17 protein-coding genes are annotated in these 16860 nt (G+C 67.2%); 10 read left to right on the top strand and 7 right to left on the bottom strand.

Translation table 11 applies throughout. From position 1 onward, the window contains the following. Positions 1-196 precede the first annotated feature (196 nt). Positions 197-403: a hypothetical protein gene (locus D7X30_RS22795; protein ID WP_147443276.1), complete on the bottom strand. Its 207-nt coding sequence runs from the start codon at positions 401-403 to the stop codon at positions 197-199. Between the two features lie 125 nt (positions 404-528). On the opposite strand from D7X30_RS22795, the gene D7X30_RS22790 reads away from it, so the two are divergent. The 3 genes from D7X30_RS22790 (at position 529) to D7X30_RS22775 (ending at position 3273) form a co-directional block, all read left to right on the top strand. Beyond that, positions 529-1953, top strand: a complete 1425-nt coding sequence (locus tag D7X30_RS22790) for a hypothetical protein (protein ID WP_120565264.1) — start codon at positions 529-531, stop codon at positions 1951-1953. Then, a complete protein-coding gene (locus D7X30_RS41705) occupies positions 1950-2438 on the top strand; it encodes a hypothetical protein (RefSeq protein ID WP_121710996.1) in 489 nt (162 codons plus the stop codon). Before D7X30_RS22790 ends, D7X30_RS41705 begins: the two co-directional genes overlap by 4 nt. 259 nt (positions 2439-2697) lie before the next feature. Next, a complete protein-coding gene (locus D7X30_RS22775) occupies positions 2698-3273 on the top strand; it encodes a class I SAM-dependent methyltransferase (RefSeq protein WP_120565048.1) in 576 nt (191 codons plus the stop codon). A gap of 120 nt (positions 3274-3393) precedes the next feature. Here the strand turns inward: D7X30_RS22775 and D7X30_RS22770 are convergent, their stop codons facing one another. After that, entirely contained in the window at positions 3394-4293 is a 900-nt protein-coding gene (locus tag D7X30_RS22770; protein WP_120565263.1) for a LysR family transcriptional regulator, read from the bottom strand. 100 nt (positions 4294-4393) lie between these two features. On the opposite strand from D7X30_RS22770, the gene D7X30_RS22765 reads away from it, so the two are divergent. The 3 genes from D7X30_RS22765 (at position 4394) to D7X30_RS22755 (ending at position 7002) form a co-directional block, all read left to right on the top strand. Further along, complete coding sequence (locus D7X30_RS22765) at positions 4394-5359, top strand: pyridoxal-phosphate dependent enzyme (RefSeq protein ID WP_233591723.1); 966 nt, start codon at positions 4394-4396, stop codon at positions 5357-5359. A gap of 135 nt (positions 5360-5494) precedes the next feature. Further along, positions 5495-6091 (top strand): carboxymuconolactone decarboxylase family protein, encoded by a 597-nt coding sequence (locus D7X30_RS22760; protein ID WP_120565047.1) that lies wholly within the window; start codon positions 5495-5497, stop codon positions 6089-6091. Next, on the top strand, positions 6088-7002 hold the full coding sequence (locus D7X30_RS22755) for an RNA polymerase sigma-70 factor (protein ID WP_120565046.1): 915 nt from the start codon (positions 6088-6090) through the stop codon (positions 7000-7002). Before D7X30_RS22760 ends, D7X30_RS22755 begins: the two co-directional genes overlap by 4 nt. A 38-nt stretch (positions 7003-7040) precedes the next feature. Here D7X30_RS22755 and D7X30_RS22750 read toward each other — a convergent pair whose 3' ends face one another. Together D7X30_RS22750 and D7X30_RS22745 are read right to left on the bottom strand one after the other, a co-directional pair. Then, positions 7041-7619 carry a TMEM175 family protein gene (locus D7X30_RS22750; RefSeq protein WP_233591722.1) on the bottom strand — a complete coding sequence of 193 codons (579 nt, stop codon included), beginning with the start codon at positions 7617-7619 and terminating at the stop codon, positions 7041-7043. Between the two features lie 75 nt (positions 7620-7694). Beyond that, positions 7695-8567: an aldo/keto reductase family oxidoreductase gene (locus D7X30_RS22745; protein ID WP_120565044.1), complete on the bottom strand. Its 873-nt coding sequence runs from the start codon at positions 8565-8567 to the stop codon at positions 7695-7697. A gap of 106 nt (positions 8568-8673) precedes the next feature. Between D7X30_RS22745 and D7X30_RS22740 the strand changes: the two genes are divergently transcribed. Beyond that, complete coding sequence (locus tag D7X30_RS22740; RefSeq protein WP_120565043.1) at positions 8674-9576, top strand: LysR family transcriptional regulator; 903 nt, start codon at positions 8674-8676, stop codon at positions 9574-9576. Between the two features lie 231 nt (positions 9577-9807). Here the strand turns inward: D7X30_RS22740 and D7X30_RS22735 are convergent, their stop codons facing one another. Further along, the gene (locus tag D7X30_RS22735; RefSeq protein ID WP_158619331.1) at positions 9808-10371 is read right to left on the bottom strand and encodes a hypothetical protein; all 564 of its coding nucleotides are present in this window, start codon (positions 10369-10371) and stop codon (positions 9808-9810) included. A 183-nt stretch (positions 10372-10554) separates the two neighbouring features. On the opposite strand from D7X30_RS22735, the gene D7X30_RS22730 reads away from it, so the two are divergent. Further along, positions 10555-10842, top strand: a complete 288-nt coding sequence (locus D7X30_RS22730; RefSeq protein ID WP_120565041.1) for a hypothetical protein — start codon at positions 10555-10557, stop codon at positions 10840-10842. A 36-nt stretch (positions 10843-10878) separates the two neighbouring features. On the opposite strand, the gene D7X30_RS22725 is transcribed toward D7X30_RS22730, so the two are convergent. Beyond that, positions 10879-12357 (bottom strand): FAD-dependent monooxygenase, encoded by a 1479-nt coding sequence (locus D7X30_RS22725; protein ID WP_120565040.1) that lies wholly within the window; start codon positions 12355-12357, stop codon positions 10879-10881. Positions 12358-12673: 316 nt separating this feature from the next. On the opposite strand from D7X30_RS22725, the gene D7X30_RS22720 reads away from it, so the two are divergent. Next, positions 12674-14437, top strand: coding sequence for an Ig-like domain-containing protein (locus D7X30_RS22720; protein WP_120565039.1), 1764 nt, complete (start codon positions 12674-12676; stop codon positions 14435-14437). A 73-nt stretch (positions 14438-14510) separates the two neighbouring features. On the opposite strand, the gene D7X30_RS22715 is transcribed toward D7X30_RS22720, so the two are convergent. After that, on the bottom strand, positions 14511-15842 hold the full coding sequence (locus D7X30_RS22715; protein WP_120565038.1) for a PQQ-dependent sugar dehydrogenase: 1332 nt from the start codon (positions 15840-15842) through the stop codon (positions 14511-14513). Positions 15843-16002: 160 nt separating this feature from the next. On the opposite strand from D7X30_RS22715, the gene D7X30_RS22710 reads away from it, so the two are divergent. Next, the gene (locus D7X30_RS22710) at positions 16003-16860 is read left to right on the top strand and encodes a DUF2911 domain-containing protein (RefSeq protein WP_120565037.1); all 858 of its coding nucleotides are present in this window, start codon (positions 16003-16005) and stop codon (positions 16858-16860) included.

The raw sequence follows: 16860 nt of genomic DNA, 5'->3' as shown, positions 1-16860 counted from the left end.
AGCCTGAGCCACGGGACCCTCGCAACCAAGGGATGGCCCGATGGATCCTCGGCATCCCTGGCCTGGGGGCGAGGCTGAAGCTGCGCTGATGGTAGCGCTGCCTCCTTGGGTCCGAGTCTGTCGTGTGCCTGCGCACCTGGTTCGCGGCGTTCGGACGGTTTTCGTACGCGCCGTAGCGGTGGTGACACGACCCGCTCTAAGAGTGATTCGGCTCATCGCTCCCAGTGGGCGGGGCCGGGCGTCCTCGCCCGCGCGCCTTGCCCAACGCCTTTTTCGCCAGCATCAGGCAGCCGATCCCCATGCCGGCCTGCACGAGGAGGGAGCCGCTGCCGCCGCCGAACACGAGCCGCTCGAGCACGCGCAGCGAAGCGAGGGTTCCCAGTGCGCCGAGCAGCGTGACCATCAGGTACCAAAAGAACGCCATCCACCCACGATAGTGCGACACATGAGGGCAGGGCCAGAAGGGGCGCTCGGCCGTCAACGGGGCGAGGTCGGTATGTCCACGCACGTCAATCGTTCCAGTGGGTGATGCGACGACTTGGACTGATGCTGGGACTCCTGGGGTGCGTAGGCTGCGCGACCGCCACGCGAGGTATCTTCACCCGGTACAACCCGGAGACGGGCAAGTACGAGGCGCCCACGCACGAGCTCGTCTATCAAGTGCCCATCGAGGACGCGATGATGACGGCCCGGTATGTCCTGGAGAAGAACCGCCATTCCGTGATGGAGAAGGAGGGGGGACTGGAGATGTTCACCTCCTTCATCCCGGACGTCATTCCCCCTGAGCGCTACTACATCCAGGGAGAGCGGCTTGGGCCCCGGCAGGCACTCGTTCGTGTCTTTCGCCTCAGGTACACACAGGAGGGGGTCTACGCTACGGAGGAACCCGGTAAGCCCAGCGCGCAGGTCCCCCAACTGGAGGCCTTCAGCAATGTTCCCGGGCTGGAGGGTTACCGGCCAGCGCATGGCTACCGCGACATGGCCATCGAGCAGAAGCTCCTGGAGCTGCTGGAGATGGCTCCCGCGCTGGAGCTGGTGGGCGGCAATCCCCCCGTTCCCCTGGACTCGGTGGTGATGGGGAGCCCGGGCGAGAAGGCTGTGACCCCGGCCACTTCCGCCGCTCCCGCGTGTGGTGTGCCCGTGGAGGACGCCTCGTCCCTGTTCTCCGCGGGAGGCGTCCTGCTCCTGGCGGACCCCCTGGGCACGCAGGAGGTGCCGTCCGCGGCGCTGCGGATGGTGTGCGAGGCCACGGCCCGGGAGCTGCCTGTGACGCTGGCGCTGTCCATTCCCGCCGCGGAGCAGCCGCTCCTCGAGCGCTACCTGTCCAGCGACGGTGATTCCGCGGCCGTTCAGCAGCTCCTTTCCGAGAGCGCTTTCTGGCGACGGGTCTACCAGGACGGACGCAGCAGCCGCGCCATGCTGTGGCTCGTCGAGCAGGCCCGCCGCTTGCGTGTCTCCGGGAAGGATGTCGCCGTGGTCGCCATCGACGCCGACAAGGCCCACGGCAATGAGCGCGAGGCGCAGATGGCCCAGCACCTGCTGAACGCCCAGTCGAAGCGCCCCCAGGCCTGGACGCTGGTGCTCACGGGCAGTGTCCACGCGCGCACCCAGGAGGTGAGCTGGGATGGCGACTTCAAGCCCATGGGCGCTCGCGTGGCCAATGCCCTGCCCTCGGTGCGTGTCCTGGACGTGGGCTTCCAGCGCGGCACCCAGTTCGCCTGCCGCTACAACGTCTGGACTGCGGGGGTGGAGTGCAACGTCTTCGGTATCAGCCCGGCGCTCGAGGCATGGCAGTCTTCCAAGCAGGCCGCGGGCCTGAAGCTCTTCACGTCCCAGCAGCCTGACGGATTCCACGGCCGGCTCTACCTGGGCTCGTTGACCGCGTCACCTCCCGCGCTCATGGCGCCGCGCGAGGTCAGCACCGTCAACCCCGCGCCCGCGAGTCCTCGATGAGACTTCCGGAACGGCTGATAGGCCTCAGCGCGGATGACCAGGGGGCGTTCGCGCGAAGGAACGCAGAGCAGGCTCCGCTCGAGGAACTCCTGGACGCGCTCGACCTCCAGCCACTCGGCGAATGGGCGCTGCTCCACATCGTCCACGAGCTGGTCCAGCGCGGGATGGAGATACTCGCGCCGATAGAGGCGAGGCTGCTTGCGCGTCCGACACGCAAAGCGGCCTACGGGCTCTGCGAGGCGCTGATAGAGCTCTTCCAGGAAACGCCCGAGGCGCAGACCGAAATCATCCGCGTGCTCATCAGGGCAGGGGAGGAGGCCGTGCGGGCCGGGGCCAGTACGTCCGAGGCCACGACCTTGATCGTCCACCTCGCCGATTGTGCCCGGTTGACGGGGCGGGCACTCCCGGAAGCACGACCGCTGGGTGGACACCCAGCAGTGTCCAGACCACTCCCTCTCGATCACGTTCCGGGTGGTCACCTTTGAAGAGGAAGTGCTCACCCAGGTGGAGGAACAGGAGTGGAATGCCGTGCCACCCTCCGCACGACTGGAGCCGGAACGTGTCCGGCACTTCCTCGATGCGCTCGTCGAGGTGGTGAGCGAGGATTCGAGGCGGCTCGATTCTTTTTGGATTGCCGAGCAGGACTCCCTATGTCGTTCCGGTGCGAGGCAGCGTGAGAGCTTCGCGCGAATCCTGAGGGCACATGTGGCCCGCGACTTCGGTTCTGATGGAGGAGGCTGACGCGTGCACGAGTACGATTTGATCGCGGACTGGTATGCAGCCCACCGCGCAGGCCCCAGGGGCGTCCCGGAAGTGACGGCGCTCGCGGCCTCACTTCCAGCCGGTGCCTCGGTGCTGGACGCCGGCTGCGGCACGGGACTGCCGCTGACGCGGGTACTGCTGGAGCACGGCTGCCACGTGATGGGCGTGGACAGCTCCCGCGAGTTGCTGGCGCGATTTCAAGCGAACTTCCCCCACGTGCCGGTGAGGTGCGCGCCCATCCAGTCGTGTGAGCTTCAGGAGCGGGCGTTCGATGCCGCGCTCGCGTGGGGCGTCTTGTTCCACCTGCGCCACGAAGAGCAGGAACAGGCGATCGCCAATATCGCGAGGGCATTGAAACCTGGCGCCGCGTTCCTCTTCACCTCGGGCGACGCCCACGGCTCCATCGACGGCGCGCCGATGAATGGCGTGCCGTTCCGCTATCACTCGTACAGCGTCGACGGGTATCGCGACCTGCTGCGTGCGCACGGGCTCACGCTGGAAGCAACGCACACGGACCCAGGTGGGAACCTCTACTTCCTGTCGCGGAAGACGGGATAGGGCGGCTGAACGCCATCCGCGACACACCGGCCCAGGCGTTTGCATTGCACGTCCTGGTGGAGGAAGGCAGACAGCGCCCCGCACTTGTTGTCGGCGCTGCGACCTCCGGCGCGGCCCCGCTCATGCGTTAGCGGTCGCGCGCAGCGCCGCGAGGAATTGTTGCACGACCGGCGAGCCCGCTTGGCCGTCGTACACGAATTCGACGTCGAAGCGGCCGTCGAGCTCGTCAATCGCGACCAGCCGCACCGTGCGCGGGCACGTAGGTGAAGTGCTTTCCGGCACGAACGCGTAGCCCATTCCGGCTGCGACGAGCCCGATGAGCGTCGGGATGTCGCTGCCGACCTGCGCGATGCGAGGCGTGAAGCCGGCCCGCCGGCACTGCTCGATCAAGAACCGGTGATGCGCGGCGGACCGGAGCGGGTCGAACCAGACGAACGGCGCGCCTGCGAGTTCGGCGAGTTGACGGGGCGCGCGGAAGCGCTGGCCCGGCGTGGACAGCATCGCGAGCACGAACCGGTCGCGTAGCAGCCGCATGCCTGACAGATGCGGCGCCTCGTCCTGCCGCCACGCCATGATTCCGCCATCGAGCTCTCCGCGTGCGATCGCAGTCGCCTGCTCGGCCGACAGCATTGGCACGATAGACAGCATCACGTCCGGGCAGGCGTTCCGAAAGGCCTTGAGAACGTTCGACACCACAGGCAACGGGAAATAGTTCGGCAGCACGCCAAGACGCAGCTCGCCAGTTTGGCCGGCCGCGCTGCGGAGCGCGCGTTCGCGGCTGCCCTGCAGCTCGGCGAGCATGCGCGTGGCGTCCTGCAGGAAGCTCGCGCCGGCCGCGGTGAGCGCGATGCCGGTCGAGCGGCGGATCAACAGCGGGGTGCCGATCGCTTCCTCAAGCTCGCGGATCTGCCGGGAAAGCGCGGGTTGTACAATCCCGATTGCGCGGGCGCCGGCCATCATGCTGCCGGCCTCGGCGACCGCCACGAAGTAGCGTAGATGGCGCAATTCGACCTGTCGCATGCAGTGCCTGTCCGTTCCGTCGATATACCTGGAAGGCATAGCACACTGCCTTGAATGGTATTGGGAGGTATGTGTGGCCCGGTTTAGGTTGGCCGGCGTCATGACGACCGTCCGCGCGTCGCGGACGTTTGCCGCACTTCTTCACATGCCACTCCATATCCAGACTCCCTACCTCCGTTCGCAAGCCGCGTCCCGCCGGCTCGGCAAGGACGTCCTTCTCAAGATCGAGGCGATGCAGCCGTCCGGCTCGTTCAAGCTGCGCGGCGTCGGTGCGGTATGCGACGCGCGGCGCGCGGCAGGCGCCCGTCGTTTCGTGTCTTCTTCGGGCGGCAACGCGGGCATTGCGGTCGCCTATTCTGGTCGCGAACTCGGCGTGCCCGTGCTCGTCGTTGTTCCGGAGAGCACCTCCGCGCGCGCACGCGACCTGATCCGTCTCGAAGGCGCGGAGTTGATTGTCCACGGAGCGTCTTGGGCGGAGGCGAACACGTTCGCGCAATCCGTGATCGGCCCGCACGACGCGTTCGTGCATCCGTTCGACGATCCAGTGCTGTGGCAGGGCCATTCAACGATGGTCGACGAGATGGCGGCAGCCGGACCGAAACCGGACGCAGTCGTGCTGGCGGTTGGCGGCGGCGGGTTGCTGTGCGGCGTGCTCGAAGGGCTGGCGCGCAACGGTTGGTGCGATGTGCCGGTCGTCGCTGCCGAGACCCAAGGCGCGGACTGCTATGCGCGTTCGGTTGCCCAGGGGCGGCCCGTCGAATTGTCAGAGATTGCGAGCATCGCCACGTCGCTCGGCGCGAAGCGGCCTTGCGACGCGGCGGTTGAGTGGTCGACGCGCCACGCGGTCGATAGCATCGTTGTGTCGGATGCGGCAGCAGTGGCGGCCTCACTGCGGTTTCTCGACGAACACCGGATCCTGGTGGAGCCCGCGTGCGGGGCCGCACTGGCCGCGCTCGACACGGCGTCGTCGGCACTTGCCGCCGCGTCACGCATCGCGGTGATCGTCTGCGGTGGCGTCACGGCTACGGTTGAGCATCTGCGGGCATTGAGCAGCCGGGAGCGATGACGCAGAAAGCAGCGTTATTTCCAGGGGTTGAGGCAGGTTCGCCTCGATGGTGGAAACCTCTTCGGGGATGTCACATCCCGCGGACGACCGGTGTCTTCAGGCCGACGGCACCCGATGCCGACACCCGGAGAAGACATGACCTGGACCAGGATTCCCCCGAAGGAGCTCACCGGACTCTACGGCGCCATGGTGAAGATGTTCGCCGGCAGGATGTTCGGCCGCGTCCCCAAGTCGCTTGGCGTGATGTGGCACCACCTGCCGGTGCTCAAGGCCAGCATGGGCTTCGGGCAGAAGCTCCAGAAGTGGGACCAGTGCGACGAGAGCCTGAAGTCGTACGCGCACATGGCGGTGGCTTCGCTGGTGGGCTGCTCGTTCTGTCTGGACTTCAACTATTTCATGGCCCACAACCATGGGTTGGACGTGGCCAAGGCGCGGGAGATCCCGCGGTGGCGGGAGTCGGACGTGTTCACCTCCCTGGAGCGGGAGGTGCTGGAGTATGCCGAGGCGGTGAGCCAGACGCCCCCCACGGTGACCGACGAGAGGGTCGCGAGCCTGAGGGCGCAGCTGGGGGACGCGGCGCTCATCGAGCTCACCACGGTGATCGGGTTCGCCAACCTGACGACCCGCTCCAACACCGCCCTGGGCATCGAGTCGGAGGGCTTCGCCGCTTCGTGTGGGCTGAAGCCGATGGCCCAGCCGAGTGCAAGGCTGGGGGAGGCGTCCGCGTCATGACGGCCCCGCCCGATGCGGTCCGCGCTCCGCCAGGCTCGGAGGACCTCTTCGTCACCCAGCGCAGCCTGCTCTTCACGATCGCGTACGAGATGCTCGGCTCCGCGGCCGACGCCGAGGACGTCGTGCAGGAGACCTGGCTGCGGTGGGCGGACATCGGTGACGCAGGGCGGGCGGAGGTGCGGGACCCGCGCAGCTACCTGGTCCGGATCGTCACCCGTCAGGCGCTCAACAGGCTGCGCACGCTCACCCGTCGCAAGGAGGAGTACGTCGGTGAATGGCTGCCCGAGCCGCTGCTCACCAGCCCCGACGTCGCCGAGGACCTCGCGCTCGCGGAGAGCGTCTCGATCGCGATGCTCACCGTGCTGGAGACCCTCACTCCGGCCGAGCGGGTGGTGTTCGTGCTTCGGGAGGTCTTCGACATGCCGTACGACGAGATCGCTCCGGCGCTCGACAAGACGCCCGCCGCCGTCCGGCAGATCGCCCACCGGGCGCGGGAGCACGTGGCCGCGCGTCGGCCCCGGATGCAGGTCGGCCGGGCGGAGCAAGAGGCGGTCCTGGAGCGGTTCCTGGTCGCGGTCAACTCCGGCGATTTGAAATGCCTGCTCGACGTGCTCGCCCCCGACGTGGTGCTGGTCGCCGACGGCGGCGGCGTGGTGTCGGCGGTCCGGCGCCCGATTGTCGGCGGCGATCGCGTGGCCGGGCTCCTGTCCCGCTTCCCCACGCTCGCCCCTGGCGCTCGGATCTCGACCGCATGGTTCAACGGAGCGCCCTCGCTCCGGGTCGACATCGCTGGCAACCTCGACACAGCCATCAGCGTCGTCGTCGAGAGCGGCCGGATCACCCGGATCTATGCCATGCGCAACCCGCACAAGATGGGCCGGCTCGGAGAGCACGTGACGCTGAGCCGGTAGCGGGCATGGCTCGGCGGCCCTACTCCTCGGGACGAGGACTAACTTGCATGCGTTGCTTTCTCGAAGCGGCGATCCGGCACCAGCCACATCAGCGCGGCCAGCACATAGATCGCCTCGGAAAAATACCCGTTGAAAAAGGCGCTGACGATTCCGACCAGGTAGAAGAGCGGTGAAATCCTGCCCTTGAGATCGCGCCCGACCGCCAGCGCCAGTGTCGACTTTGGGCCTTGCATCGCCACCAGGCGGCTTTGCAACAACGTCCAGGCGAAGGCGCACATCAGGAGCACGAAGCCGTAGAGCGCCAGCGGCACGGACGAGAAATGGTTTTCGCCCATCCAGCCGGTGGCAAAGGGGATCAGCGACAGCCAGAACAACAAGTGCAGGTTCGCCCACAGCACGCCGCCGGTGACATGGTTGATGGTGTGCAGGAGATGGTGGTGGTTGTTCCAGTAGATGCCAATGTAGACGAAGCTGAGCACATAGCTGAGGAAGACGGGGATCAGTGGCCGCAGGTCGGCCAGCTCGCTGCCGTGCGGTACCTTGAGCTCCAGCACCATGATGGTGATGATGATGGCGATGACGCCGTCGCTGAACGCTTCCAGCCGGTGCTTGTCCATGCTTCCCCCCATGCGCGCTTCGAGTCCGCTGGCCCAGGATAGGCGGAATGGGGGCTTGCTCGCATGCCGGTGAGGTCAGGTCCGCTCGGCAAGACGGTTCAGGGTGTCCATGTCCGCGGCGCTCAGGGTGAGCGAGGCACTGGCGAGGTTCTCCCGGAGGTGTGTGATTGAGGACGTGCCCGGGATGAGCAGCACGTTGGGGGACCGGTGCAGGAGCCAGGCCAGCGCAACCTGCATCGGTGTCGCGCCCAGCCGCGCGGCCATGGCGTTCAGCGCACTGGACTGCAGCGGCGTGAACCCGCCCAGCGGGTAGAATGGCACGTAGGCCGTACCGCTGGCGGCGAGCTGGTCGATCAGGGCGTCATCACTCCGGTGCGTCAGGTTGTAGTGGTTCTGTACGCAGACGATCTCGGCGATCTTGCGACCCTCGGCGACCTGCGTCGGCGTGACGTTGCTCAAGCCGATGTGGCGGATGAGGCCGCGCTGCTGAAGCTCCGCGAGCGCGGTGAGCGGCGCCTCAATGGAGCCTTCCACCGGGCCTGCGGCGCTGAACATCGCCCGGAAGTTCACGACATCGAGCACCTCGAGCCCGAGATTGCGCAGGTTGTCGTGGACCGAGCGCTCGAGGTCCGCGGGGGAGAACGCAGGCTCCCACGAACCGTTGGGACCGCGCACCGCGCCGACCTTCGTGGCGATCATCAGACCGTCGCGATACGGGTGCAGCGCCTCCCGGATGAGCTGATTGGTCACGTGGGGGCCGTAGATGTCACTGGTGTCCAGATGGTCGACTCCCTGGGCGATGGCCTCTCGCAGCACCGCGACCGCCGCCTTGCGGTCCCTGGGCGGGCCGAAGACGCCGGGGCCGGCGAGCTGCATCGCGCCGTAACCCACGCGGCGAACGGTGTGTGTGCCGATGCGATAGCTGCCTGAGATGGGACGGTGGGTCACGGTGAGAGTCCTGGGTTGAGCGAGGTTGCCCACCTCATCTACGAAAGGAATCACTGCGCGACTACCGGTGGCAATCCGCACAGGTCGTGCGAAAATCCGCACACCGATGGATGACCTCTCTGATCTCACGGCGTTCCTGACGGTCGCCCGCGAGGGCGGGTTCCGCAGCGCTGCTCGCGCGTCGGGCACGAGCGCCTCCCGTTTGGGGGATGCGATCCGCCGCCTCGAAGCCCGTCTGGGTGTTCGCTTGCTCCACCGGAACACGCGCAGCGTGACGCCGACGGACGCGGGGGCGCGCTTGCTCGAACGGCTCGCACCGGCGCTGGGTGAAGTGCGGTCGGCCCTGGACGTGGTGAATACCTTCCGTGACCGACCCGCGGGGCGCTTGAGGCTCAATGTGCCCATCGCTGCCGTGCGCCTCATCCTCCCTCGCATCGTGCAGCCGTTCCTCGCGAAGTACCCCGACATCTCCCTGGAGGTGACCGCTGAAGAGCGTCTCATCGACGTGGTCGCGGAAGGCTATGACGCCGGAATCCGTTACGAGGAGCGCCTCGAGCAGGACATGGTGGTGGTGCCCATCGGGCCGCGCACGCAGCGCTACGCGGCGGCCGCATCGCCCGCATACCTCGATCGCCGGGGCCGGCCGAAGCATCCTCGCGAGCTGCTCGAACACGACTGCTTGCGCGGGCGCTTGCTGAGCGGACCGGTGCCTGCGTGGGAGTTTGAACGTCGTGGAGAGACGATCCATGTCGAAACCAAAGGACCGCTGCTCTTCAGCCTCAACACGAGCACCGACCTCGCCGTGGAGTCCGCGGTCGCGGGCGGTGGAATCGTCTATCTGTTGGAGGATTGGCTGCGCCCCTACCTCGACCGGGGAGAACTGGAGCCCGTGCTCGAACGGTGGTGGCCGAGCTTCTCGGGGCCCTTCCTCTACTACTCGGGTCGGAAGCACCTGCCGGTGCCGCTTCGCACGTTCATTGACTTCATCAAGTCGACGCCGTGGAGCTGACATTCTCGGCACATCCTCCAGCCCGAGAGCTCCTGGAGGTGAGTATCGCCGACGTGGCCGGTGATGTCTCGGCCGTGCAGCGCCACCACGCCAGGGCTTCGCGGTCCAGCACCGACGCGCGCTGATGGCGCGTAGGCGCTTGCCAGGATTTGGATGGGCACAGGCACAACGGCGTTCGCTGCAGCATGAAAGAGAGACCGGTGAAAGCCGCGACTCCCTCATCTGTTCACTTCAACGTCCGCCGGTCTGGGTGTTCCAGATGGCTCCGCCGCGCGAAGTCCGGATGACCACATTCCCGTCATTCTGGACGGAAAGATACGCGCCATTGTATCCATAGGTGTTGCTATGCCAGAGGGCCCGTGGCGCCGCGGTATAGATTACGAAGTTCCCGTCGCCCTGCATGACAGCCCCCACGGCCGCTGTCCCGTAGGTGTTGGAGTGCCAGAGTACCGCCGCGCCTTGGCGGAGCACCAGGTTTCCGTCGCCCTGCATGGCAAGCCAGAAGCGTCCATCACAAGAATAGAGGCGCTGACCAAAACCGAGCCCCTGGTTGGCGTTCATGCGACCGCAACCACTTGGGGCCGGGGGCGGACTCCAGTTCTTGTTGGACTCCTCCAGCTCCTGCTGGGTTTGGGACTGTGAATCGTCGGAGCCGGTGAGTGCAGCCTCTCCATGCTCCTTGGCTGAGGACTCGTTCTCCTCCAGGCCTGGACCGCATGCCGTTATGCTGGATGCCAGCAGTCCCAGGACCGCCATCTTGTACAAGCGCCATGCCCGAGTCTTGTTGTGATTCATTCTGGAATCTTTCTGTGGATTGGGTCGGATGGCCTGCGTGCGCCCCCTGCGCATCGCGAAGCTTCAGCCAAGCGTCCGGAACAGCCAGACGCGTTGGTGTAATTGCCCATGGTTCTTCATAATCGGGATTGTCTGCTAGACTGGTATAAACGTTGAGTCGAGGACGCCGGGCGCGCCGCCTCCGTGGCCTCCGCGGAAGCCCCGAACGCGAGCTACGAGGAAGCCTCCTCCAGTCAGGCCATGCTCGGCCCCATCTGTCATGAGAGCATTTGCGAGACGGACCAGGACTGCTGGAACTCCTGCTCCAGCGCTCGCACCGCCACCTGCGTCCAGAACACCTGCGAGTTCACCTACACGGGCGGTGGCGGTGGCGGTCCGTTCTGCGCCGAGCAGTTCTGCACCGAGAACTGGGAGTGCAGCTGCAACGGCGTCGCGGGCTACTGCGGCTCGGATTGGACCTGCCACTTCTGACGCCGGTCTGCTCCGACTCCCGGCAATCGAATCGCGTTACATCGCACGCGGCGGGCCGAACCATCGGGTCAGGGCCTCATGCAGACCCTGGTCCGTGCCCTCTCCGACCCACGCGACGTGTCCGTCCGGGCGAATCAGCACCGCGATGGGCGCCGTGACCGCGCCGAGCGCCGGGAGCTCCCACTCCCCTGTGTAGCGAGCCGCGACCCGCTGAACCCGGTCCGCCCAGGGCGTGATGTCGAGAGTGCCGGGCTCGCCCAGGTCGAGCAGCACGGGCCGCGCGGCGTGCAACAAGTGGAACACGCGCCGGGGGCCGTCGGCGGTGACCAGGTCGAGGTCCGGCATGCGGCGCCCGAGCAGCGGGTGTCCGCTTCCCAGGTCGTAGTGGACGTCCAGCCCCGACATCATCGCTGCGTACTGCTTGCGTGGCCCGTCCATCCGCAGCAACTCCGTCAGCGTCTCGCGCACGGCGTCCATCCGCGCGTCACCGCGGCTCAGCGCGGTCTGCGCCATCGTCTTCCGCAGCGCACGGGCCGCGACGGGGTGCCGCTCGGCCTGGTACGTGTCGAGCAGGTTCTCCGGCGAGACGCCGCGCACGACCTGGGCCAGCTTCCACCCCAGGTTCACGGCATCCTGCACGCCGAGGTTGAGCCCCTGTCCACCCATGGGTGAGTGCACGTGGGCCGCGTCTCCGGCCAGGAGCACCCGCCCGTCCCGGTAGGACGCCGCCTGCCGCGTCATGTCGGTGAATCGTGAGAGGGACGTGGCGCTGGAGAGGCCGTAGTCCGTCCCGTAGAGCGCGACGAGTCCCTCGCGCAGAGCATCAAGGGTCGGCGCGTCCCCGGTGCTGACCTGCTCCTCTCTCAGCACGAGGCCCACGCGTCCGTCCTCCAGCTTGCCCATGGCGTAGGTGCCCTTCTCGTCCCGGCGGATGCCGAACTCCGGCGCTCCAGTCATCTCGACCTCGGCGATGAGGTAGCTGATGGACGCGTCCCACCCCGGGAACCCGATGCCTGCCGCCTTGCGGACGAGGCTGCGACCCCCGTCGCACCCGACGAGGTACTTCGCCCGCAACGCACGACCGTCGGACAGCGCGACGCCGACGCCGGTGTCGTCCTGCGCGAAGCCCGTCACCTCGCACCCACGGTAGATGGGCACCGCCAGCTCGCCCACCCACTCCGCCAGGATGCGCTCGAAGCGCTCCTGCAAGAGCGCGAGCCCATGGTTGTGACGCGTCGGGAAGTCGCTGAGGTCCAGAGGCGCCTGCCCGAACGCGACGTTCTGGACCGCTTGCCCTTGCGAGGTGAAGCGCTCGACGATCCCGCGTTGGTCGAGCACCTCCAGACTGCGCGCGTGCAGGCCGCGCGAGCGCGAGCCGGCGACCTCCTGACTGGCGCGCCGTTCGACGATGGCCACGTCCACCTGCGCCAACGCCAGCTCCGCCGCCAGCATCAGCCCGGTCGGGCCCCCTCCCGCAATCACCACTGCGTGCTGCGTCACCCTGTCCGCGTGCATTTCCCGGCCTCCCGCTCCTGGATCGAAACGGGCGATGGTGGAGCATGGCTGGGGGGGCTTGCGGCAACACCCGGGGTCTGGCATTTGCTGGCTGTGGAAAGAGCGAAGAGGGCTGCCGAGGCGAAATCGAGCCCGTGATCGAGTCAGGGTGGCCGTGTCTTGCTTTCAACCCGTCCCAGCGGGGTTGGGCTTGCCATCAACTCTTCGCACGCCACCGACGAGCCATGTCCGTGCGCGAAAACAAGGTTGCACCGAATCCACATCCCGGCGCTTCATGTCGACCGCACCCGTGTCGGGCTCCCCACGAGGAAAGTTCATGTCATCTCTGTCTTCACGATGGGCCGCCGCATTGCGCGCCGGATTGGTGGTTGGACTGGCCGCCAGCACCCTCGGCGCATGTCGCGGCGACGACCCTCCGCCCAAAGACCCGACGCCCAGCAACCCGCCAGTAGCCCGCAACGTCACCCTCGAGACGGTGGAAGACACGCCCCTCGAGGTGGACCTGCCGGCCAGCGGCAACGGGGCACTCACCTTCACCCTCGTCGATGCACCGGACCACGGCACGGTGAGTGAGATCAGCGCCAATGGCTCCATTACCTACACCCCCAGCGCCGACTACAATGGCGAAGATGCGCTCGTCTTTCGCGCCACCAACAGCCAGGGCCAGAGCGCCCAGGGCACGGTGACCCTGACCATCACCTCGGTGAATGACGCGCCCACGCTCTCCACGGTGGCCGCCCAGACCCTCGCCGAGGACAGCTCGACCGGTGACCTGGCCTTCACCCTGGACGACGTGGAAACCCTCGCCGACGGCCTTACGGTCACCGCGACGTCCTCCAATACCAACCTGGTGCCCAACACCCCCGCGAACCTCATCTTCGGAGGCTCCAGCACCGGCCGCACCCTCAAGGTGGTTCCCGCCCCCAACGCCAGCGGCTCCACCACCATCACCCTCTCGGTGAGCGATGGCTCCGCCACCACCTCCACCACCTTCACGGTCGACGTCACCGCGGTGAACGACGTTCCCACCCTTTCCCCAGTGGCTGACCAGCGCATCCCTTCTGGCAGCGCGACCGGCGACCTGGCCTTCACCGTGGGCGACGTGGAGACCGCCGCCGACGGCCTCACGGTCATCGCCACGTCCTCCAATCCCGACCTGGTGCCCAACGCCCCCGTGAACCTCGTCTTCGGAGGCTCCGGCGCCAGCCGCACCCTCAAGGTGGTTCCCGCCGCCAACGCCAGCGGCTCCACCACCATCACCCTCGCGGTGAGCGATGGCTCCGCCACCACCTCCACCACCTTCACGGTCGACGTCACCCGTCCTGCGAGCCTCTACTGGATGACCGCCGCCGGCTCGCTGTGGCGGGTCGACGTGAACAGCGCGAATGCCATTGAACTCAAGACCGGCATCAGCGGGGCGTCTTCTGTCGCAACCGACCCGGTCACCCGTTCCGTCTTCTACACGCGCGACAGCGCAATCGTTCGAGTGGACGGTGATGGGGCGAACGCAGTCGATGTCGTGGCGAACGGAGGTTATCCCAGCGGGCTGGCGGTCGATTCGACGAACCGCAAGCTGTACTGGTCCGACTTCAACGGCAAGCGGGTCATGCGCGCCGAGCTGGACGGCAGCAATCCCACGCAGATCGCTGGCGGAATCGATAGTCCGTCCGCCATCGCGTTCGATGTTCCGAACGGCAAGGCGTATGTCATTACCTACAACAACACCCGGATCGTGCGGTTCAATCTGGATGGCACCAACGTGGAGACCGTCGCTTCAAGCCTGGGCGGACAGGGCGTGGGCCTGGCGATCGATTCGAGCAGCGGGAAGGTGTACTACTCGTCCCGCGGCGACAGCCTCTATGTCACCAACCTGGACGGCGCCAGCCCCACCGCCCTGGTGACCCACCCGGGGGGCACGGTGCATGGGATTGCCATCGATGTCACGGCTGGGCGGCTGTATTGGGCGGATTGGCTGGGGACCGTGGTCCGGAGCGCCAATCTGGCGGACGGCGGAGATATCCAGACCGTGAACTCTGGCAGCGCCAGGAACCTGGGTCTGGCCTGGATGCCTGCGGAGTAGCCACCGCGCCCCCGCGCTCCCCGAGGTTTGATTCTCTCGGGGAGTGGGGAGCGCGCCGTGGCCTACGGATGCTTCACTTCGGCGTGACCTTGAGCACCTTGCCGTTGGTGGCGTCGGTGAGCAGGTAGAGGGCGCCGTCGGGGCCCTGCACCACCTCGCGGATGCGCGAGTCCAGGTCCTTGAGGAGGTGCTCCTCGCCCACCACGCGGTCGTTGCGCACCATGAGCCGCACCAGCGCCTTGGCGGCCAGGCCGCCGATGAACATGTCGTTCTTCCACTCGGGGAACAGGGTCCCGGAGTAGATGGTCATCCCCGAGGGGGCAATCACCGGGTCCCAGTAGTACACGGGCTGCTCCATGCCCGGAGCCTGGGTGCTCTGGTGGATGGGCGCGCCGGAGTACTCCTCGCCATACCCGATGGTGGGCCAGCCGTAGTCCTTGCCTGCCTCGGGGCGGTTCACTTCATCACCTCCCTGCGGTCCCATCTCCACCGTCCACAGCCGGTTCTGGCTGTCGAGCGCCGCGGACAGGACGTTGCGGTGACCCACCGACCAGATCTCCGGCTTCGCCTCCGGGTTGTTCAGGTACGGGTTGTCCTGGGGCACGGAGCCGTCGGGGTTGATGCGGACCACCTTGCCGAAGTGGCTCTTCACGTCCTGGGCCTGGACACGGCCCGCGAGGATGGAGCGCTCCCCGAGCGTGACGAACAGCTTGCCGTCCGGGGTGAACACCATCCGGCCCCCGGAGTGCAGCGTCGACTCGAGCGTGGGCATCATGCGGAAGATGACCTGGACGTTCTCCACGCGAGGCTTCGCTCCGTCCACGAGCCGCGCGCGCGCCACCGCCAGCCCGTTGCCGCCCTGACGGGGCTCGGAATAGGTCCAGTAGATGAGCTGGCTCTGGGCGTAGTCCGGGCCCACCTCCACGTCGAGCAGGCCGCCCTGACCGCGTGCGTCCACGGCGGGCAGGCCGCTGACGGCGGGGGACTTCGCGCCCTGCTGCGTGACGATGTAGAGCGAGCCGGTGGCCTTCTCCGTCACCAGCATGCGCTGGTCAGGCAGGAAGGCGATGGCCCAGGGGTTCCTGAAGCCCGAGGCAATCTCCGTGGTCTGGAGGGGCGTCTTCGTCTGGATGGCGGGGACGCGCGTCTGCCCGGGGAAGGCCGGATTGAACTCGGGCACGTTGGGCGGGCCCTGCGGAACCGGGGGGCCGCTGGGGAGCGGATCTTCCGGGATGCCCGCGTCGTCTTCAGGGACGCCTGCGTCATTCTCCGGGACACCCGAATCATTCTCAGGGATGCCCGAGTCCTGCAGCTGGGTGCCTGAGTCCGGTGACGTGGGTTCTGGATCCTCCTGGCAGCCGACCAGGAGGGTGGCGACGATGAGGGACGTTGTCAGGATGCGCATGCGACTCACTCCAGAGGGGGAAAAGGAGGAAGAACAGAACATCGCGTTCTTTGGGTCGACTGGGAAGGGCGCGTTACGGCGGGTGGCGGTGGTGGACATCGGACTGCGCGTCTCTACACTCCGCGGGCTCTGCGACCCTTCTCGGGTCGGAAAGGACGAAGTGAAGACCATGAGGAACCCGCTCTTCGGCTGTATGGCCTCCGCGCTCATGACCCTGGCGGCGACGCCCGCGCTGGCCCAGCTCCAACTGCCGGCCCCCAGCCCCGCGGCGAAGGTGTCGCAGGCGGTCGGTGTCTCCGAAATCTCCGTCGAATATTCCAGCCCTGGCGTGAAGGGCCGGAAGGTCTGGGGAGAGCTGGTCCCCAATGACAAGGCATGGCGCAGCGGCGCCAACGCGGCGACGAAGATTACCTTCAGCCACCCGGTCACCTTCGGCGACAAGGCCGTCCCGGCCGGTTCCTACACCATCGTCAGCCTGCCCTCGCAGAAGGGCTGGAAGGTGATGCTGAATACGGACCTGGGCCTGTGGCGGGGCGGCGCGCCCTATGACGCCTCCAAGGACGTGGCTTCGGTGAGCGCCACCACCACGGAGATTCCGGCGCGCGAGCGCCTGACGTACCTCTTCACCGACACCACGGACACCGGCACGCGGCTGGACCTGGAGTGGGAGAAGCTGCGCGTCTCCGTGCCCATCACGGTGGACACCGCCGCCTTCGCGAAGGCCAACATCGAGCAGGCGGAGAAGGACGCGGCCAGCATGCACACGAGCGCGGCCAACTACCTGGCGGGCACCGCCAAGGACCCTGCCGCCGCGCTGAAGCACGCCGACGCGGCCGTGGCCGCCAACCCCACGTGGTACGCCCACTGGACTCGCGCGAGCGTCCTGTCGCAGATGGGCCGGTACGCCGAGGCCCGCAAGGCCGCGCAGACCGCGTGGGACCTGGGGCAGAAGGACAAGAACTTCTTCTCCCGGGACCAGGTCTCCAAGGCCCTGGCGGAGTGGAAGAACAAGAAGTAG

The organism is Corallococcus sp. AB011P (genome assembly GCF_003611605.1).
GTDB lineage: Bacteria > Myxococcota > Myxococcia > Myxococcales > Myxococcaceae > Corallococcus > Corallococcus coralloides.
Note: the sequence above shows the minus strand (reverse complement) of the source record. Positions and strands in the feature narration are given on the sequence as shown.